This window comes from Vibrio sp. T20, assembly GCF_007858795.1.
Classification (GTDB): Bacteria; Pseudomonadota; Gammaproteobacteria; order Enterobacterales; family Vibrionaceae; genus Vibrio; species Vibrio satsumensis.
Genome location: NZ_VFEB01000091.1, coordinates 84444 through 105066, shown reverse-complemented (window position 1 = coordinate 105066; position 20623 = coordinate 84444). Strand labels below are relative to the sequence as shown.

General features: G+C 43.9%; 16 protein-coding genes and 1 pseudogene. 10 read left to right on the top strand and 7 right to left on the bottom strand.

The annotated features are described in order from the left end of the window. The first annotated feature begins 14 nt into the window (after nucleotides 1–14). The 7 genes from FTW16_RS10150 (at nucleotide 15) to FTW16_RS10120 (ending at nucleotide 8517) form a co-directional block, all read left to right on the top strand. Nucleotides 15–1481: an NAD(P)/FAD-dependent oxidoreductase gene (locus FTW16_RS10150; RefSeq protein WP_146490947.1), complete on the top strand. Its 1467-nt coding sequence runs from the start codon at nucleotides 15–17 to the stop codon at nucleotides 1479–1481. Nucleotides 1482–1598: 117 nt separating this feature from the next. Beyond that, a complete protein-coding gene (locus FTW16_RS10145; RefSeq protein WP_146490946.1) occupies nucleotides 1599–2600 on the top strand; it encodes a TRAP transporter substrate-binding protein in 1002 nt (333 codons plus the stop codon). Between the two features lie 163 nt (nucleotides 2601–2763). Next, on the top strand, nucleotides 2764–3306 hold the full coding sequence (locus FTW16_RS10140) for a TRAP transporter small permease (protein WP_017064289.1): 543 nt from the start codon (nucleotides 2764–2766) through the stop codon (nucleotides 3304–3306). Between the two features lie 37 nt (nucleotides 3307–3343). Further along, entirely contained in the window at nucleotides 3344–4684 is a 1341-nt protein-coding gene (locus FTW16_RS10135; RefSeq protein WP_017064290.1) for a TRAP transporter large permease, read from the top strand. Nucleotides 4685–4695: 11 nt separating this feature from the next. Further along, nucleotides 4696–5616 carry a cache domain-containing protein gene (locus tag FTW16_RS10130; protein WP_146490945.1) on the top strand — a complete coding sequence of 307 codons (921 nt, stop codon included), beginning with the start codon at nucleotides 4696–4698 and terminating at the stop codon, nucleotides 5614–5616. 236 nt (nucleotides 5617–5852) lie between these two features. Next, nucleotides 5853–6425, top strand: coding sequence for a malate synthase (locus tag FTW16_RS10125; RefSeq protein WP_017094519.1), 573 nt, complete (start codon nucleotides 5853–5855; stop codon nucleotides 6423–6425). Between the two features lie 484 nt (nucleotides 6426–6909). Next, nucleotides 6910–8517: a BCCT family transporter gene (locus FTW16_RS10120; RefSeq protein ID WP_146490944.1), complete on the top strand. Its 1608-nt coding sequence runs from the start codon at nucleotides 6910–6912 to the stop codon at nucleotides 8515–8517. Between the two features lie 203 nt (nucleotides 8518–8720). On the opposite strand, the gene FTW16_RS10115 is transcribed toward FTW16_RS10120, so the two are convergent. Next, nucleotides 8721–9647, bottom strand: coding sequence for a M14 family metallocarboxypeptidase (locus FTW16_RS10115; protein ID WP_146490943.1), 927 nt, complete (start codon nucleotides 9645–9647; stop codon nucleotides 8721–8723). Between the two features lie 175 nt (nucleotides 9648–9822). Between FTW16_RS10115 and FTW16_RS10110 the strand changes: the two genes are divergently transcribed. Beyond that, nucleotides 9823–10728 (top strand): DUF808 domain-containing protein, encoded by a 906-nt coding sequence (locus tag FTW16_RS10110; protein ID WP_146490942.1) that lies wholly within the window; start codon nucleotides 9823–9825, stop codon nucleotides 10726–10728. A 116-nt stretch (nucleotides 10729–10844) separates the two neighbouring features. Here FTW16_RS10110 and pyrC read toward each other — a convergent pair whose 3' ends face one another. The 3 genes from pyrC to FTW16_RS10095 all read right to left on the bottom strand — a co-directional run bounded on the left by pyrC (nucleotide 10845) and on the right by FTW16_RS10095 (nucleotide 14098). Then, complete coding sequence (pyrC, locus tag FTW16_RS10105) at nucleotides 10845–11873, bottom strand: dihydroorotase (RefSeq protein ID WP_009845762.1); 1029 nt, start codon at nucleotides 11871–11873, stop codon at nucleotides 10845–10847. Nucleotides 11874–12064: 191 nt separating this feature from the next. Continuing rightward, nucleotides 12065–12223 carry a YqaE/Pmp3 family membrane protein gene (locus FTW16_RS10100; protein ID WP_008215717.1) on the bottom strand — a complete coding sequence of 53 codons (159 nt, stop codon included), beginning with the start codon at nucleotides 12221–12223 and terminating at the stop codon, nucleotides 12065–12067. 288 nt (nucleotides 12224–12511) lie between these two features. After that, the gene (locus FTW16_RS10095) at nucleotides 12512–14098 is read right to left on the bottom strand and encodes an adhesion domain-containing protein (protein WP_261383435.1); all 1587 of its coding nucleotides are present in this window, start codon (nucleotides 14096–14098) and stop codon (nucleotides 12512–12514) included. 524 nt (nucleotides 14099–14622) lie between these two features. Between FTW16_RS10095 and FTW16_RS24935 the strand changes: the two are divergent. Further along, a pseudogene (locus tag FTW16_RS24935) lies at nucleotides 14623–14753 on the top strand (ISL3 family transposase); the annotation flags it as partial. A 169-nt stretch (nucleotides 14754–14922) separates the two neighbouring features. Here the strand turns inward: FTW16_RS24935 and FTW16_RS10090 are convergent. The 3 genes from FTW16_RS10090 to FTW16_RS10080 form a co-directional block, all read right to left on the bottom strand. Next, nucleotides 14923–16875, bottom strand: a complete 1953-nt coding sequence (locus tag FTW16_RS10090) for an adhesion domain-containing protein (protein WP_261383434.1) — start codon at nucleotides 16873–16875, stop codon at nucleotides 14923–14925. Between the two features lie 637 nt (nucleotides 16876–17512). Further along, the gene (locus FTW16_RS10085; protein WP_146490941.1) at nucleotides 17513–18373 is read right to left on the bottom strand and encodes an Ig-like domain-containing protein; all 861 of its coding nucleotides are present in this window, start codon (nucleotides 18371–18373) and stop codon (nucleotides 17513–17515) included. Nucleotides 18374–18384: 11 nt separating this feature from the next. After that, complete coding sequence (locus tag FTW16_RS10080; RefSeq protein WP_146490940.1) at nucleotides 18385–19398, bottom strand: OmpA family protein; 1014 nt, start codon at nucleotides 19396–19398, stop codon at nucleotides 18385–18387. Between the two features lie 688 nt (nucleotides 19399–20086). Here FTW16_RS10080 and FTW16_RS10075 point away from each other — a divergent pair. Beyond that, the gene (locus tag FTW16_RS10075; protein WP_146490939.1) at nucleotides 20087–20614 is read left to right on the top strand and encodes a hypothetical protein; all 528 of its coding nucleotides are present in this window, start codon (nucleotides 20087–20089) and stop codon (nucleotides 20612–20614) included. Nucleotides 20615–20623: the final 9 nt, after the last annotated feature.

Sequence of the window (20623 nt, the reverse complement as noted above, 5' to 3'; positions counted from 1 at the left end):
AGGAGAGTCGAATTATGAGTTTAGTAATGGAACAACCGGCAGCCGATGTGCCGCCAAAGGTGAAAAGCACCCAAGCAAAAGAAAGTACCCAAGCAAAAGATAAATACGATCCAAAATACGATCCACTTAAAGACAAGAGCCCAGGTCACGGTAAGGAATATGCCCCGACTTATTGGGTCGATACAGCAGGCGCACCACCTGAAGATGATGGCCCAATCACGTCAGACATGGATGTCGATGTGGCCATTATCGGTTCAGGCTACACAGGGCTAAGTACCGCGATACACCTTGCTGAAATGTACGGCATTAAAGCGACTGTGATTGAAGCTAACCGTATGAGCTGGGGCTGCAGTACCCGAAATGGTGGCCAAGCACAGTGTGCTTCTGGGCGTTTGAAGCGTTCTCAGTGGATTGAACGCTGGGGCCTAGAAACCGCGCTCAAAATGCACCGCGAGTGTGTGGATGGCATGGAAACATTCAAGTCACTGATCAAAGACATCGATTGTGAGCCACAACCGGGCGGCCACCTATATGTGGCTCACCGTCCAAAAGTGATGGCAACGCTTGAGAAAGAAGCCAAGTTGCTGCGTGACACGTTCGATTACGATGCGCAGATCTTAGATGCGGAAACCGTAAAACGTGATTACGTTGGTGACCAAGAAGCGGCAGGCGCGATGCATGAACCAGAAGGGATTGGTATTCATGCAGGGAAACTGGCGTTTGGTTATCTAAGAAAGGCGAGAGCACTCGGCGTTAAAGTTCACCCGTCTAGCCCCGTTATGGGTTGGGAAACTCGTGGTGGTGTGCATTACCTAAAAACACCAGCTGGGGTGGTGAAAGCGCGTTCTGTCGGTGTCTGCACGGGTGGCTACACCAGCCAAGGCTTGCATTCAGAGCTTAAGAATCGCCTGTTGCCAGTTCTTTCTAACTCGATGGTGACACGTCCGTTAACTCAAGATGAAATCGCCGCGTGTAATTTCAAAACCAATCAGGTGATTACTGATACTCGAATTCTGCGCCACTACTACCGTTTGTTGCCGGATCACCGAGTACAGATTGGTACACGCAGTGCCATCAGTGGCAAGAACGCACCCGACAAGAAATACGAAGACATGTTGAGAGCGGATTTAACTCGAAAATTCCCGTCTCTCGATCAGATCCAAATCGATTATTCATGGTGGGGCTGGGTGGATGTCAGCCACGACATGATGCCGAGAATTTATCAGCCGAATCCAAAACAATCCATCTTCTACGCGCTGGGTTATGGCGGTAATGGCGTGATGTATTCCGCTCAAGCAGGTAAACGCCTTGCTCAGTGGATAGCAGGTGAAGGTCACAAGCTCGACCTGCCAATATTTGAATCAAAACTTCCGTTCCCCAACTTGAGGGAAGTGGTGGAATCAGAGATGTTTGCACCGTTTCGAAGAATGGGGCAGCGGTTCCTTTATCAGTGGTATTCGTTAAAGGATGAAAGGCTGTAACTACCCGAACATTGTTTCCAAAATAGGGAAATAGAACTACGACCAGGAAAGTTGTACCAGGTCACCTTGTGAGCAAAGTACAGGCAGGAAGTCTGTATGATAGGAAAGGTTAAGACTATGAAATTGATTAAAAATAAAATTATTGCTGGTGTCACTATTGTAGCAACGGCGGTGTTATCTCATACCGCGTCAGCAGCGAATTTTAAAATGGCTATCGGCGATGCTGCTGGTGGTACGCAGTGGGAATTAGCGACCTCATTCTCTGAACTGATGGAACAAAAAACAGACGGTAAAGTGAAAATCGATCTGTTCCCGAACGGCCAATTAGGCAATGAGCAAGACACAGTAAACGATGCGGCAATCGGTCTTCTAGACTTCTCTGTACTGGCGATCAACAACGTGACGCCTTTCTCCCCAACCGTTGGTCTATTGACCATGCCTTACGTGATTCAAAGCGCAGAAGAAGCAGTGCTACTGACTCAAGGTCAAGTAGGCCAAGACTTAGTCGATAACACGATTCGTGATGCTGGTGTTCGTATTGTCGGTTGGGCTTATTCTGGCTTTAGGGTTTTGACTAACTCGAAAAAGCCAGTTGCTTCACCAGAAGATCTAAAAGGGCTAGTGATTCGTGTTCCTCGTAACGAAATCATGATCGCGTCTTACCAAGCATGGGGTGTAAACCCAACACCAATGGCGTGGTCTGAGACTTTCACTGGCCTGCAACAAGGCGTGGTAGATGGTCAAGATAACCCTTACATCACAGTCCACGCGATGAAGTTCAACGAAGTACAAAAGTACGTGACCAACATTCGCTACATTTTCTCTCTAGAACCTCTGATTGTGAGTGAAACGGTTTTCCAACAACAGACACCTGAAATGCAAAAAATCATTCTTGAAGCAGGTCAGGAAGCGACAGAGCACAGCTTTGCTTATCTAGAAAATACGGAAAACAAGATCCGCGAAGAGCTACAAGCGAAAGGCATGGTATTCACAGACCCAGCAGACAACGAGCAAGAGTGGATCAGCAAGGTGACTAAGTCAGTTTGGCCTAAGTTCTATTCAAGCATTGGAGGCAAAGACAAGCTAGACGACGTTCTTGAGTTACTAGGTAGAAAGTAACGATTAGATTCGCCCTATCTGCTGTTCACCGCTACTTAATCACCTAGCGATAGAACAGTGAGATAGGGCATTTACATGGCTGTACTCGTTGATCTGTTCTGTACCTGATCTTTTAGGACCGTGAGCGACTGGTTGTCATGTGGAAATCAACATTGGAGGTTATATGTCAGTCGCTAAAACAATAAAAAAGCACTTAAACAACATTGAGGAATATACGTGTTGTCTGCTGCTCGCAAGCTTTGTCCTATTGCTGTTCACACAAATCCTTACTCGCCAGTTCTTTGATTACTCTATCCCTTGGGGGGATGAGGTCGCTACTTACATGTTTGTTTGGTTTGCCTATCTAGGAGCTGTTGTTGCGGCCAAGATGTCGGCGCACAACCGAGTGAGCTTTCACTTTAAATTCTTTCCGCCAATCGTGCAGACCGTGAGTGAAACCATCGCTGACTTCTTATGGCTCTGTTTCAACGGCTACTTCGTTTACCTCAGCTACGACTTCGTGTTCAACAAAATGAATCTGTTTTGGAAGTCTCAGACTACAGGTATCCCGATGAAGTACTTCTACATGATTTTACCTATCGCGTTTTCACTGATGATGATTCGAATTATCTGGAATAATTATGAGCGTTTATTCAAAGGCGCAACCAACGAAGATCCAGAAGTCAAAGAGCTGCGCAAAATGACGGCACAAAAGTCTGCGCAATAGTCATCACAGAGAATAGTCGTAATAGAGAGATGTAATAATGGAATCCTATTTAACTCTAATTTTATTTGGTGGCTTTTTAACGCTTTTAATCCTAGGCGCACCAATCACAGTATCACTGGCCGGCGCTTCGATGGCGGCCTATATGTTGCTCGATAAAAATCCCATCGCTTTAGTACAAATCGCGTTTACCTCGGTGGGTAACTTCCCATTAATGGCGCTGCCAGCCTTTGTTCTTGCGGGTGCCTTAATGGAGGCAGCGGGTATCTCCAAACGTCTGGTGGATATCGCTGAAAGCTTAGCTGGGCCCGTAACTGGCGGGCTTGGCGCGGCAACGGTAATGGCATGTCTTTTCTTTGGTGCTATTTCAGGTTCAGGCCCTGCAACCACCGCCGCGGTAGGCATGTTAATGGTGCCTGCGATGGTGAAGCGTGACTACGATAAGAGCTACGCATCGGCAGTTACAGCTGCATCCGGTGGGTTGGGTATTATCATCCCGCCATCTATTCCTTTGGTTATCTTTGGTATCTCTGCAATGGGCTTAATGGCGCCACCGGAAGCCATTGCTCAACACGGCCAGTTTGCTTCTCTGTCGATTCCAAAGCTGTTTGTCGCTGGGGTTGTACCAGGCTTCATCATGGCATCGACGCTGGTGGTAACCAACTACTTCATTGCTAAGCGAGAAGGCTATAAAGGGCTGACCGAAACGTGGTCGTTTGGTGATGTAAGGCACTACTTGCGACGTGGATTATGGTCGATATTAGCGCCGTTCTTGATTCTTGGCGGTATCTACAGCGGCATGTTCACACCAACAGAATCAGCGGTTGTGGCGATTTTCTATTCGCTGTTTGTGGGTGTGTTTATCCACCGAGAGTTATCGTTCAAAAGCGTGATGAAATCTTTGTCGACCACCACGTGGATCACTGGCCGCGTATTGTTAATCCTCTTTGCTGCCACCGTGTTTGGACGCTTGTTGATTGAGCAAAAAATCCCAGTTGTTGTGGCGGAATCACTACTCAGTTTCACCGACAACATGTACATGGTGTGGGCTCTGACGATTACCTTGCTGCTGTTCATCGGCATGTTTATGGAAACCTTGGCGGCGATCATGATTATTGTGCCAGTGCTGCTACCAATTATGTACATGTTGGGCGCGGATCCAACTCACGTGGGCATTGTGGTGGTGTGTACCTTATCGATAGGCTTTGCAACGCCGCCGCTCGGCGAAAACATCTTTGTCGCCTCGGGGATCGGTGGCTCAACGGTTGAGCAAATCACCGCGAAAATCCATCCCTTTGTTCTTGCTTCTGTTGTGGGCGTGTTTGTTATCGCTTTCTTCCCACAAATTACGCTTTGGCTACCGTCCTTAGTCGGATATTAGGAGATATAACCATGAATTTATCCAGATTAATCCTCATTGGATGTGCCGTGTTTGCTGTAGTGAGTGGCATTGGTTTACGTGCCGAACATTCAGAAGCCGAGAAAGAAACCAAGCCAGTCAATGTGCTCGACATTTCTGAGCCACATGTGGTCAGTGATGCGGAAAGAAGAGCCAAAACCTTGCTTGCGAAAGCGGTGGTGCACATTCAAAAAGAAGGTGACGACAGCGTGAAAGACTTCATGAGTGATGCCGAATATATAGACGGTGAACTCTATGTGTTTGCTCTTGGTATTGATGGCCAATTCCTTGCCAGTGGCGGCTCTTCGATGGTGTTGGTGGGCGACAGTGTGTTGGATACCCAAGACGTTTACGGCAATCCTTTTTTCCGTGAAATGATCACTAAAGCGGTTCACAACGGCTTTGGTGAAGTTAAGTATCACTGGAGCAACCCAACTGATCGCATGGGTGAGCCGAAAACCACTTTCTTTGAGCGTGTTGGAGATGTGATTGTTGCTGTGGGCTTTTACCCAGAGCGTTCCAGTGCGGCCGAGGCTAAGAACCTACTGGCGAGAGCGATGACCGCAATTGTAGAGTCGGAGCAACAAAGCCTTGCTGAGTTTAATGACGCTGAAGGCAGTTTTGTGAAAGGGGACTTGTATGTGTTTGTGATGGATATGAACTCTGGAAAGCTGCTTGCACACGGTGTTTCTCCTGAACTTATCGGGCGATCACACAGCGAAATCCTAAGTCCAGACGATAAACCTATTCTTACTGAGATGTTGAATCTCGCGAAAGAAAACGGCCGAGGCGTTTATACCTATCGATGGTTAAACCCGCTGTCGAGCAAAGTGGAAACCAAGCACACTTACTATCGAGTGATCGACAATAAGCTGGTTGGTGTTGGTTATTACACAAATTCAAACAACACGTAAAAGTGTTTCTACTGAGCCCTCAACCCAGTTAGATAAAGGGCTGGGGGCTCAAAATGTCGGTTTGTGTAAAAAAGCAATTTAGTAAAATTAACACTGTGAAATTTTTGTTGTGAAATTGTTTCGAAAATACAAGTAGTATGAAATACATGGAAGCAACACAGTAAAGAACAATTTTGAAAAGGGTCAATCAGGATTTTTGACCTACATGAAATTCAAAGCCGTAAGAGGGAAAGACTATGAATATGCTGACACTAGACAAAACAGAACTTCACAGAAACCATTCAACATTTATTGCTGAAGCTGTCTTTGCCGTAGAAATGGTGAAAGCAGACAAGCAGCTCGAAAAACAAAAAATGGCGAAACAGTTGCTTGATACTCTATTTCCTCTTGAGGCAGGTTCACACGAAGACGCAGTGAGCTATGAGATTGACTACCGACATGTTCAGGTTTACTTCAAAAATGGCGAACATACTGGCCTAAAACGAGCGAAGCACTTTGTGGCTTTCACCGGCGATAAGTCTAAGCCTTCAGCAATCCTATTTCGTGATGAAAGCGGTACACACGTTGAAGTGACAATCGGTGCTCGTAAAGGCACCGGCTACTTAGAATTGGTTGATATTCAAGATATCCAGTTAGAGACATGCACCACGTTTGGCCAAACTGAGGCGAGCCGTTCTTCTGGCATCCGTCACTGGGTGAGTTTAGTGAAAGGCGATGAAAGCGGTCGACCGAACGCTTCAAGTGAAGATAAAGAGTTCACGGCAAAAAATGGCGAAGACTATAACCTAGGTTTTTGCTTCGCGATCTAATGTGCTGTCTTTGAAATGTGAAGTGCTGCTCTGCTAGACGTAGCACTGACATTTGAATACTGATTTCTCTTTTACCTTTGGTAATTTCCCCGCCCCTATAGCGGGGCTTTTTTGTTAGAGCTATAAATAAATTAGGCTATTGTTAAATTTATCTTTAGAAAGTTTGAATGAGATTTTACAGTGCGTTATTTTTATTTAAAGTGCTGTATTTAAACATTTTTATTTGTTTGTTCAATTCTGTTTTTATTAGCTTAACTATCACTATTAACCTTGGTTTGGGTGACTATTGAGCTAAAACTCAGTCAAAATGCTTCGTGCTGTGCTACAATCCGCGGCCTGGGATTGAGCTAGTAAGTCCATTTATCACCACTCGAGGTGGTTTTTATCACGTTTATTTCGGTGGTATGGCGAGCCAATCAAGTAGTAGTTGGATATGGAGAGCGTCCTTATATTCGTTGATTCGGATATGCGAACATCATAATTTATGAGTTTTAAATCAAAAAAATACAGTATCGATTCTACTGACTATCAAGTTGGTCAAGACAACGTCAGTAAATGGGGCATGGATGTCCATAACACCGTCTTCGTAGCCTCAGTTGGCTTATCTCTTCTTTTTATCATCACTCTTCTTGCTCTTCCGCCTGCAGATGCTAAAGCTGCAATTGATTCTATTAAGGGTGCTGTTCTTTCAAAGTTTGACTTCCTGTTTATGTGGGGAGCTAACATCATGTTAGTTTTTGCCGTTGTTCTTGCATTCTCACCTCTAGGCAAAGTTCGCTTAGGTGGTGAAGACGCGACAGCTGACTATTCAATGGCATCTTGGATTGCGATGTTATTCGCAGCAGGTATGGGTATTGGGCTTATCTTCTGGGGTGTTGCAGAGCCGACCGCGTTCTTCACTAACTGGTTTGGCACGCCTTTGAATGCTGAACCTTTTACAGAAGCAGGCCGTGAACTGGCACTGGGTGCGACCGTATTCCACTGGGGTTTTCATGCATGGGCTATCTATGGCATGACGGCACTTTGCTTGGCGTACTTTGTTTACAACAAAGGCTTACCATTATCAATGCGTTCTGTGTTCTACCCAATTTTGGGTGAGCGAGTATGGGGCAAGACCGGTGATGTAATTGATGTACTTACGGTACTGGTTACTCTGTTTGGCCTAGCGACTTCATTGGGTTTAGGTGGCACACAAGCAGCAAGTGGTATCAGCCACGTGTTCGGCTGGGAAAACAACATCTTCCTTCAGCAATCTATTATTGTTCTGATTATGGGTTTAGCGATCATCTCTGTTCTTCGTGGTATGGACGGTGGCGTTAAGTTCCTAAGTAACCTGAACATGGTGATTGCGTTTGTATTCCTTGGTTTAATTGCTGTTCTTAACTTCACAACAGTGCTTGATTCTGTGGCGACTGCTGCAACTGGCTATGTGAAAAACATTGTAGCATTGAGCCAAAGCTCAGGCCGTGAAGACACAACATGGCTGCATGGTTGGACTGTATTCTACTGGGCATGGTGGGTTGCGTATGCACCATTCTTCGGTATGTTTGTAGCGCGTATTTCTAAAGGCCGTACGGTTCGTGAATTCCTACTTTGCGTACTGATTATCCCAACATTGGTCACTTCAGCTTGGATGTCTATTTTCGGTGGCGTGGCTATTGAGCAAGTGATTAATCATGTAGGGCAACTTGGCCTCGACCAAGGCATCACTGATGTATCTCTAAGCTTGTTCCACATGCTAGATGCGTACTCGTTTGGTAGCATTCTTTCTGTTATCGCTGTAGCACTGATCATTGTGTTCTTCGTTACTACACTAGACTCGGGTTCTATCGTTATTGATGGTATGACAGCAGGTGGTAAGCTTGAAGTTCCAGTGAAACAGAAAGTGGTTTGGGCGGTTATCTCAGGTGTTATCGCAATGGTGATGTTGTGGATTGGTGGTACTCAATCTATCCAAGCACTTCAATCGATCACGATCATTGCTGCATTGCCATTTACGATCATTCTTCTGATTGGCTGTGTGAGTTTGTTGAAAGGCCTACTGACTGAAGTCGGTAAAGGGCAAGAAACGGTTACTCCAGCAACTAAGTAAATCGCGAACTAAGTAAGTTTCTAGATAGGGACTTACTTTAGTCATCAGATTCAAAGCTCCCTTGCACCGCGTGCAAGGGAGCTTTTTTATGCCGTAGAAGAAATCAGAGATAAGATAAAAAAGAGCCACGAATGAATCATCACTTGTGGCTCTTTTAGCTCTCAGTTCTCAGCTATAGGTTCCAGTTATTAGCTGATATTCGCTTATGCGTTCAGTTCGTGCTGAATTACGTAATCCAAAGCACCGACTACCGCAGCAACTTGAGCGTCATTACACTCTTCGTCTGTCACTTTGTCGCTGTCCGGGTAAACTTCAGTGGTTGTGCCGTACTTACAATCAGTCACACCACCACATAAGCCAAGCTTCTTCATTGGGTAGTTAATCACACCATGTTGAGTAACTTCAGAACCAATGATCTTGCCGTCTGCATCTGCTGGCGCAATGTGCGTTACTTTTTCAACTGAAGCAATTACCGCCGCTTGGAATTCAGGCTGCGGATTCTCAGTATCACCAACTGTGTAGAAACCGTCTGGGATCATGCCTTCGATGTATTCAATACCATCACGTGCAGCGAGTGCAGGGCGGAATTCCGTTTCATCAGAATCCGTCGTTTCGTGTAGATCAACGTGAACCAGTACCTCTGGCAGAGACGCCACTAACGCACGCAGGTTTGCTGATTCTTCAGCTGGTGTACCGTCATAGAAAGAACGGTTTGGATCAACAGCATTTGGGTTCCAACGGTTGATGACTTCGTAACCCCAAGGGCTCACACAAGGTGCAACCACTATGTTGAAATGTGCTGCGTATTTCTCTGCTTGAGTCTCTGCGAATTTGATCGCACCGTGTACACCACTTGTCTCATAACCGTGAACACCGCCTGTTACCAGAACGGTTGGTTTTGATGCATCCCAGTTTTTGCTCTTGATTGCAAAAAGAGGGAAACGAGCTTCATCGTAGCTCAGCGCGCCGTATTGCTCGATGTCAAAACGATCTGCTAGTGCTTTAATCTTTGGTACAACTTCTTGTTGGTATTCACGCTTAACCGTTCTTTGAGCTAACCATGCTTCACGTTCTGCTTGTTGCCACTTTTGTCCTGGCTTACCAATCGGGTAGGTAGATTCACTTTTCATCTATACTTTTTCTTTTATGTTCGTGAAAGATTAAGACAGATTATTCCTGTCTAACAGAGACAGCAATAGAAAACACAACTTGTGACTTTATTTTTTACAGACTCATAACTTTGATGAGTGAATTGATGGTGTTACATTTTATTGATGGTTTAATTCTTTATAAAGAGACAACAAAATGGCTGGAGCAAGTTTACTAACACTGCTAGATGACATTGCAACTGTGTTGGATGATGTCGCACTGATGTCTAAGGTGGCAGCTAAAAAAACCGCAGGCGTATTGGGTGACGATTTAGCCCTGAACGCTCAGCAAGTATCAGGTGTTTCTGCTGAAAGAGAAATCCCAGTGGTGTGGGCGGTTGCAAAAGGCTCATTTAAGAACAAGCTGATTTTAGTGCCAGCAGCATTATTGATCAGTGCCTTTATTCCTTGGTTGATCATGCCTTTGCTTTTGATTGGTGGTCTGTTTCTTTGTTTTGAAGGCGCGGAGAAAATTTTAGAGAAGTTCTTCCCGCATGCTCACCAAGATAACGACAAAGGAGATGAAGATAAAACAGGTGAATCCATTGAGGACTATGAGAAGAGAAAGGTTAAAGGCGCAATTCGTACCGACTTCATATTGTCTGCGGAAATCATAGTGATAGCTCTGGGTACCGTGACGGGGACAAGTATCCTTACTCAGATTCTTGTCGTGAGTTTGATTGCGGTTGTGATGACGATTGGTGTTTATGGCTTAGTCGCGGGTATCGTTAAGTTGGATGATTTAGGTTTCTACCTCCAACGAACATCGAATGAGAGTACCATTAAAACCAGATTGGGTAATGGGTTAGTCGCCTTTGCGCCAAAGCTAATGAAGATGCTTGCTGTGGTCGGCACAGCTGCTATGTTCTTGGTTGGTGGTGGTATTGTGGTGCATAACGTTCCTGCGATTCATCACTTAATTGAGCCGATTGTTATGGATTTTCGTGGACATACGATAGCGACAGCGGTTGTTCCCACTTTGTTGAATGGCGTGATTGGGGTTTTAGCTGGATTGATTGTCGTTGCTGTTTGGACTGCGATTGGAAAAATGCGCGGTAAGTAATCGTTAAGTATTTATTATAATAAGACAGTCTTTCATAGAAACAAAAAAGGGTCACCATAATTATTATGGTGACCCTTTTCGTTAAATGGAGGGCATTTACTTAACAGCCCAAGCGCTTATTTTACAGACCAAGCAATAGTCTCGCCGCCACGGATTGGTACAACGATGTCTGAACCGAAAGGCATGGTTTCAGCAACATTCCATTCTTCTTTAACAAGAGTGATGGTGTCTGCATTACGTGGCATGCCGTAGAAATCCGGACCATTGTGGCTCGCGAACGCTTCTAGGTTCTCAATTTTGCCTTCTAAATCGAACACTTCAGCGTACAGTTCAACCGCAGCGTGTGCTGTGTAAGAACCCGCACAACCACATGCTGACTCTTTTGCACCTTTTGCGTGTGGTGCCGAGTCTGTACCCAAGAAGAACTTCTTGCTGCCGCTTGTTGCCGCTTCGATAAGCGCTAATTGGTGCGTGTTGCGCTTTAGGATAGGAAGACAGTAGAAGTGTGGCTTAATGCCGCCAACCAACATGTGGTTGCGGTTATAAAGCAAGTGGTGAGCTGTGATGGTTGCCGCTACGTTCTCGTTAGCGTTCTTAACGAAAGTTGCAGCATCTGCAGTCGTGATGTGCTCTAGAACGATCTTCAGGTTAGGGAAGTCGTTAACAATCGGCGCTAGCACTGTGTCTAGAAACTCTTTTTCACGGTCAAAGATATCAACATCGTGAGCCGTTACTTCACCGTGTACCAGCAGCAACATACCCACTTCTTGCATCGCTTCTAGTACGTGGTAGATCTTTTGAGCTGAAGTTACGCCTGAATCCGAGTTTGTCGTCGCGCCAGCAGGGTATAGCTTCGCCGCTACAACAGCGCCAGACTCTTTCGCTTTGCGAATTTCATCAGGTGTTGTGTTATCTGTTAGGTAAAGTGCCATTAGAGGCTGGAACTGTTCACTTGGTTGCTCTGCCATGATGCGTTCACGGTAAGCAAGGGCCATTTCGGTATCAGTTACCGGTGGGATGGTATTTGGCATGATTAACGCTCGACCATTGTAACGGCTGATATCGCGAACTGTATCTTTTAATACTTCGCCATCGCGTAGATGAACATGCCAGTCGTCAGGACGAGTAATCGTAAGTTGTGTCATTGAAGGCTCCCACCATTTGAAGTGTTATGTAGTTGGAGCCTAAACTCAGCGAAATCTGTGAAAGCAATCGCTTACGTTTAGGCGACAGGATGATAGTGGAAAAGCACTTTCATTTCATCCTATTTTTAACTCTTCAGGGCTAGGAGCTTGTTTTTATGGGTATTTTATTCGGTATTAATTGTTAAAAAGGGTTAGCGGGTGGCTACCCACAGACCATGGATCATTCCAGGAACCCAGAAGAAGAAGGTAAGGACAATGTTGATCAGCAAATCTTTACCTGCGCCACGGGCGAAAAACACGCCAACAGGCGGAAGCAATACACATAAAATGATAATGACGAGTTTGTTCATGATAAATCCTTTTTATTCAATGAAAGTTCAATGCGTTAACCGTGTTCATATTATAGAACGTCTGGAGAGTGTTAATGCATTGCTGTCTTTATGTATAGAAGACTGTCGTTTAAACATCTCAATATATTAGCTTAGTATCAAGTGTTTAGTGTTTAGTGTTTAGTGTTTAGTGTTTCAAGTTAAGTAAGGGGGTAAAACCTCCCCAATGGGCACTCTAAATAATGGTGTAAGATGTGTTCATGAATTTAACGTTAAACTAGCGAGACAACAGCTAGTCTAACGTAATAATTAAGGCACTGTATCAATCCAAAGTTCTAGACCGTTTATATAGTCATCTCCCAGCACTCTAAATCCGGTTAGTGTTTCGTCTTCTGTGAGTATGTACTCATCGCTTTGTTGATTCGAGTAGTCATAGTTACCGCATTGAAACATTAAATCACCACTTCGGTTATACAAGTAGAGTCGAGACAGGTCGTTTCCTTGCCCTATTCCGGTATAACCCCAAAGTGCGGAGATTTTGCCGACATCAGCAACATTAACCGAATGTTTGTCACCCCCATTGCCTCCGATATAGGCTCCACCGACTTGAGATATCGAGTCGACTATCCAACCACAACCGAATACGATTTCTTCGTTGATACGAATGTCGAATAGATATTCATCTCCGTCTTCATCGCCAAAAAAAATGATAGGATATCCAGGAGGTGTTTCATCAATACAAGCTGCATAGAGAGTACTTGAGTTTACATGGTCCGAGTTGACCGTGTTGTTTTCCATATCCAATGATTGATGGTAACTGATACTTGTTGAACCTTGCTCACTAGTCCAGTAATTAACATCGACTGGCCAATTGTGATTGATAAAGAGAGCACCATTGGCATTCCCCTCGTTGTAAAGAGCTCTCAATTCGGATACAGATGGTAGCCTTGCCCCCTTAGCCTGACATAGGTAATTGGCCGCTTCCCAGTTGTGTGTTGCAGTCGTAATACCTAACAAAGATGTCGTGCCATTACCGATTTTGGGTGTGCTAGCAATACTGGCATCTTGTGCATCCTGATACAAGGTTGGTGGCAGATAGATTTTGCCGTTAGACGATACAAAAATAGATTCGTAGGGATCGCTGACGTAGCTCTGTACGATGCCCGTTGCGTATCCCCCTTTTTCATCTGATACTACATAAGTTAACGTGACTTCTCCTGGCTGTTTACTAGAAAAATCGAACTCTGTGTCATTGAATGCGTTGCCATCACCATTCGCGTCTTGCGGAATGATTAATGTTGCCCCAAACGCATAGACATCCACTAAATGTAGTGTATCGCCGTCTGGGTCACTAATAAGATCCGCAACATCGAAGCGAATGAGTTTTCCATAGGGTATTTTTGATAATGTATTCCCTGAATCGGGGTCGATATAACTCGTTTTTCGTTTAGATTCTGCGGTTGGTGCGCTATTTGTATTTGTGGATACGGCAATATCGATAGTACCACTGAGGACGTTTGTTCCATCATGGTATGTGTATAATATTCGCTCCACACCACTAGCAATGCCACTCCCGGGAGTGTACTCGATAGTATTCATTGACGAATTGGCAATAGCAGTAGAGTTGGTTGTATTACCGTTGAGTAAGGTAACGGTTGCCGACAGCGTAAAGGCGTCTGTATTAAGTGTATAACCTAAGTTGTTTAGTTCTGTGGGAATATTAATGGTCACTGCAGTAAAAGACGAGGTAACCCCCGAAATTGGTAGCAACTGTTGGACGGACTCCCCAACAGCTGTGCGAACAGTGCCTTCGGCAAATCCGTCCCCTGATGTTGTAGTATGAGTCGTCGCTTTCTGAACGTCACTATTTTTCATCGAACGTGATTTAGAAGACATCGCAGCGCCTACACGATAGCGATAGTCGCACACTTGGACGCTTCGTGCTGGAATGGTAAACCCATTTTCGTCTAAGGACGTGATGTTACAATTGCTATCATCATTCAACGGGATGACGGAGTTGAGCGCCACAGGGGAGCCGTCTGAAGATTCCATACTGTTGGATAAGTCAACGTGAAATGATTCGTCTAGTGAGCTTATACGGAGAATATCCTGTGCGTAATACAGAGTGTGTTCTGTAGTTTGAGATTCAGTTATTGAGGTTGTATTTTCAGTCTCACCAGAGCCACCACCACACCCCAGTAGAGTTATAGAAAGAACTGGTAATAGTGAGAGTCTAAAAAATGTCGTATAAGGTTTTTTATTCATCTTGCCACTTGCTTGCTACTAATTGGGACGGATAGAAACGTCGTACTTTTGACGCTTGTATGAGAGTTTCATCGTAACAAGGCAAGTAATACGATAGTTAGCATTTGTTATGTTGTTGAGTAATCCAATGCCTATAGGGTTGCAGGCCCAAAGCTAAGATGCACGGTTATGCGATTGTCATTGCTGATGCTAAGAGTCATTAACCGTTCCCTGAGCGGTTGGATGAGCATGGTAAGATATAGAAGCGGTAGCAATGGATATGAATACGGCTTTTGACCTTGAAGTTATGGATAGAGTAAGACTTGACTAAGTAAAAATATAATAAAAAAGGTTCATCGCGGCTTTCTCGGGAAAGCTGCGGCGAACCTTTTACATATAACCAAATGATTATCCTTTGTCTCGGGCACCTACAGAGTAAGCAATTAGGCTAACCGATTCACGTAAAATACTAGCGGTTATTGAACATCAATCCAAAGCTCTAAGCCATGTATGAATGTCACTCCGCGTGCTCTAAATCCCGTCAAGGTTTCGTGTTCACTTAAGGTGTATTCATCGTTAGAGGTATTGTCGAAAATTCCTTGGCCACAACGTAGTATTAAATTACCACTACGGTCATACATAGATAGTTCTGTTAGATCGACCCCTGAAGTAAGTCCAGTATATGCCCAACCTGCTCTGATTCTACCGATAGTTTTAACATCAATCTCTTTAAACTGGCCCCCGTTGCCCCCAATTTGCTCTCCACCAACCTGACCTATGGCGTCGACGATCGAACCACAACGAAAGAAGAATTCTTCATTGATGCGAATATCAAACAGATATTCATCTCCCATTTCATCGCCAAAGAAAATAACAGGATATCCAGGAGGTGTTTCATCAATACAAGCTGTATAGAGAGTACTTGAGTTTACATGGTCCGAGTTGACCGTGTTGTTTTCCATATCCAATGATTGATGGTAACTGATACTTGTTGCCCCTTGCTCACTAGTCCAGTAATTAACATCGACTGGCCAATTGTGATTGATAAAGAGAGCACCATTAGTATTTCCCTCGTTGTAAAGATCTCTCAATTCGGATACGGATGGTAGCCTTGCCTCCTTAGATTGGCATAGGTAATTGGCCGTTTCCCAGTCGTGTGTTGCAGTCGTAATACCTAACAAAGATGTCGTGCCATTACCGATTTTGGGTGTGCTAGAAATACTGGCATCTTGTGCATCCTGATACAAGGTTGGTGGCAGATAGATTTTGGTGTTAGACGATACAAAAATAGGTTCATAGGGATCGCTGACGTAGCCCTGTACGATCCCCGTTGCATACCCCCCTTTTCCATCCGATACAACATAAGTTAACGAGACTTCTCCTGGTTGTTTACTAGAAAAATCGAACTTTGTGTCATTGAATGCGTTGCCATCACCATTCGCGTCTTGCGGAATGATTAATGTTGCCCCAAACGCATAGACATCCACTAGATGTAGCGTATCGCCGTCTGGGTCACTAATAAGATCCGCAACATCGAAGCGAATGAGTTTTCCATAGGGTATTTTTGATAATGTATCCCCTGAATCGGGGTCGATATAACTTGTTTTTCGTTTAGATTCTGCGGTTGGTGCGCTATTGTTATTTGTGGATACGGCAATATCGATAGTACCACTGAGGACGTTTGTTCCATCATGGTATGTATATAATATTCGCTCCACACCACTAGGAATACCACTCCCGGGAGTGTACTCGATAGTATTCATTGACGAATTGGCAATAGCAGTAGAGTTAGTGGTACTACCATTAGGTAAGGTAACGGTAGCTGACAACACATAGGTAGAGGTATCCAATGAATATCCCAATTTTCCTAGTTCTGCAGGGATATCAATGGTCTTTGATGAAAAAGATGAGGTGGTACCTAAAATCGGGATAATTTGTTGTACTGACTCCCCTATAGCTGCACGAACTGTACCCTCTGCAAAACCATTTCCTGACGTAGCTGTTGAACGATAGACAGTTGCTTTTGCCTGATTTGATACCGCATAAGGTGAGTGCGTCGATTTAGGGCCTACACGATAGCGATAGTCACACACTTGGACGCTTCGTGCTGGAATGGTAAATCCATCTTCGTCTAAGGACGTGATGTTACAGTTGCTGTCATCATTCAATGGGATGACGGAGTTGAGAGCTACAGAGGAGCCGTCTGAAGATTCCATACTGTTGGATAAGTCAACGCGAAATGATTCGTTTAGTGAACTTATACGAAAAACATCTTGAGCGTAGTACAGAGTGCCGCTAGTGGATGGAGTTTCAGTTATCGAGGTTGTATTTTCAGTATCATCAGAGCCGCCGCCACATCCAAGTAGGACTGAACAAAGTGCTAATGATAAGGAGTACCTAAAAAATGTCGTATAAGGTTTTTTATTCATCTTGCCACTTACTTGTTAGGAATGGGGAAATATCAAAACGTTCCAATTTTAACGTTTATGAGGACAGGATCCTAACAAGGGTAGTTAGCTTGAAGTTAGCATCTTCTATGTTGCTGTATCACCCAATGCCTATGGAGTTGCTGGTTTAAAGCTAAGGTGAACTGTTATACGACGTTATCGCTGACGTTAAGGCTGACGAAGTGATTTGGATTATGCCGCAGCTGTAAGAGGATAAGACCGAACTTCGAGCAGTTAGGCGAGAATGGCATGGCTATTGAAGCCGTAGTGATGGGTATGAACAACGCACTTGACCTTAAAGTTTAAGTCACATTACCCGAACACGAAGATTCTTTGTGAGTTATTCCATGTTATTGCGAAATTTGGCCGAGAGGTGATGAAGAGAGCTATCGCCGGTTAAGTCAATCAAACGAATGGGTACTGGGTGTCGAGGTAAAGATTACTTATTTTTCAAGATAAAAGGGCTTCCTCGGTGAAGCGGCGATGTACCTTTCGTGTGCCAACAATACGTTGATAGTTCTCAATTAATACTTGTTTATCATAAATATTCATTTGACTGCTCTTAAAAAGCGCTGGGTTTGACTCTGGCGCTTCAATATTAAAATTAACACGTTCAAGGTTAAGGCTCTGAGACGCAGGATGTATACGCACCCCAGTTCCTAGGGTAGTTGGTTGGTATGCAACCATAGTCGATGGCCTCTGGGTCGCTACACATAGGATCATTGGGTTCTAATACAAAGTGGTAGAATGTGCCAGTCGGCCAGCCGCGCACTGGAAACATATCACCGAACTCCTGGCGTACCTCTACCTCTATCTCGTTATTCGTGGCTAAGCGCCAATTATCTCTTCCTCCGATATTCTGTGAGCTGTAGACAGTGCAGAGCGTATTTGCATTATCCCAGTCGAATATATAATAATCACCAGCAGGGCCGAAGGTTTCGTTTTCTGTATAAATGCCATTTGTTGCACTTCCGCCAATCCTGTCTAGGTAAGCCACAGATGGGGAGTTGGTAAATAACTTTCCATTACCTGTATCGAAAATATCAATACATGGACCGGCTAAGTCACACACATTGACATTTACGGTATTACTAGTTACACCGTCTTTTGTAGCAATGAGCTCAGTGGCACCTTTAACGTTCCCTGTTAGTAAACCAGAAGCTGACACGTCCGCTATTGTTGGGTCTCCAATTATCGACCACGTCGCAGAATCACTTATATCGATTTTGTCTCCATCATCGAATTTGGCCGTCGCTACTAACTGTTGCGTATTACCTGCTACCAACTGATCCGTCCTAGCTTCTAATACCAAAGCTGGCGAAGGTGTCACTGTAATCGATATCAATGTTGAATCGATTCTTGGTGGTGGAGCGATTGTCTGTGGTTTAGAATTGAATGCCCCTTCTGAATTACAACCTGTGAATAGCATAATTGAAGAAAATGCTATTAATACAAAGCTAGTTTTAATGACTTTATTCATGGTGATACTACCTATTCTTCAAACTGAAAGCAGGGTATGGAAATTTCTACCCGCCGATTCTTTGCTCGTCCCTCTGCTGTTTTGTTATCTGCAACGGGATAAGATTGGCCTTCACCGCGCCACTCAAGCTGTTCCGGAGTGACTCCTAAATCGATAAGCCAGTTCGTCGTAGATTGTGCACGGCGCTCTGATAATGCTTTATTATAAGCCTCAGAACCTATTGAGTCTGTGTGTCCAACAATAAACGCTTGAGCTTGGGGGTAAGTGTTTAGTAAAGCCGCAACCTTTGTTAATGAGGAGATAAAGTCATCGCTGAGCTTAATACCATTAAAATCAAAAGTGCCGCTCTCGATATTTTTTGTACAAAAGGTCAATACTTTAGAAAGTGATGTACCATCCAAATTTTCAATGCCAGGCTTTGGAGTTTCGTCAGCAACAGGAGCGTTAACAATTGTTTCGCCCAGAGTTACTTGAGTGGGACGCCCAAAAATATAGGAAAGACTAATCAACAACCCGTGGCTATCATATTTCCCCGTAATGGACTTACCAATACTGTCGATGTACTGGTAACCAGTTGATAATTGGACGTTAGGGCTAAAGTTATAGTTAATACCAACTTCACCTAGAGGAGAGAAACCAGTTGCATTGACCTTATTTTGGTGAGGTTGTATTTTTTCCATATCCCAATAGGATGCACCAAGTCGACCGTATAGGCTTAGATTCCTTTGTAGATACCAGTCGTAACGTAGAGCGCTTTCAATCAACCAAGTTTTAACATTAACTGATGTAGCATCCGCCTTTAATTCATTGTGATATTGATAGCCCACATCCCAACTCCAAGATGGAGAAAACTGTAAGCCACCATATATACCAAAGATGGTTCCTTCTGGATTTGAGTAATTGTAATTATCGTCTAAAGCAATTTGGTACCCACCTTTTGTCCCCAAAAAAAACTGAGATAATTCAGTAGCGCTGAGTAGGGGGGTAGTACCCAATATACTGACAAGGAAAACAAGTTGTTTCATAAACAGTAACTAACTCCAAAATATAAGCGTTGGAACATAGAAGGGCCTTGATTAGTTGTATAATCCAGACTTTTTCAGAATACCTTTGAGAAAAGCTTTTCACATGGATTGAAGCTAAGTTCAAATTCACTCATTTGCCTTTGGGGCAGATAAGCCTTGTAGGATGTTAATCATACAAATTCCGAGTACGGTTTGTTCAACTGGAATTTTTTTTGATGTGCTACTTGTATTCTTGATCTTCGATGAATAACAACGACTTAAACTGATACGACTATCTAATATTTTCGGCGTCTTTTTATCGTGTATATCGATAACATTGCTTAATACTAGACCTGCAGAAAACGCAATCAATAATATAAACCTCAAAACCTTTATCCATAAAAACGTCATTCTATGGTAGAAGCAGTAAGGAAGTGTAGGCATCTGGTGTGTATTTTTTTTTGGGGTGCTAAGTTTACTTCTCTGATAATTAAAAAACCAGGAGTATTAAAGAGCTAAAAGAAACTAAGAAAGCCTTTTTTCGTAATTCGGTTTATAGACAAAGACGACGTGGAGTTTTATTCACTAGGCATTTTGTTGGCAAGAAAAATATAGAGTGCTTATTCTAATTTTTTTGTTGAGTGTAATGTAGTGCTGGTTATTGGCACGGAGTCAATAGAATTTTGCAGAAATACACAAAGGAAACAACATGAAAAAGCTAACTCTAATTACATTACTGTCGGCAATTGCTGCTGCTCCAACATTCGCAGCATCTGGAGATACTTCAACTGGTGCTGTAGTTTTTTCTGGATTTGTCCCAGGTTTTGTCGCGAATGGTGACGTTATCATCACAGGTGCTGGTGGTAATATGGATTCAGCCGCTTATACGGGTTCACTTCTGGTTAATAATGACGGCACATTTTCCAGTACGCCTGTCGTGTTAGAAGCTCGTGACTATACAGGTGCTACAGTTGGTAATCTTACAACAGCGAATTGGACGGTATCTCAAGTAATGGTAATTCCAGCTGCAATGAGTGAAGTTCAACCAAATATTGTTGTAGGTGATAGGGTATCAGCCACAGAGCTTACAGCAACGGATTATTTATCTTCAACTCAACTTGCAGCGGGCGAGACAATTCAATTATATGTATCTAACAACACAGCCCACTCAACACCCGATGATATTGCTGGTACAGAAGTGTCAGTTAATGTGGACCTTGTAGCAACCTTGCCTTAAGAGAAGTTT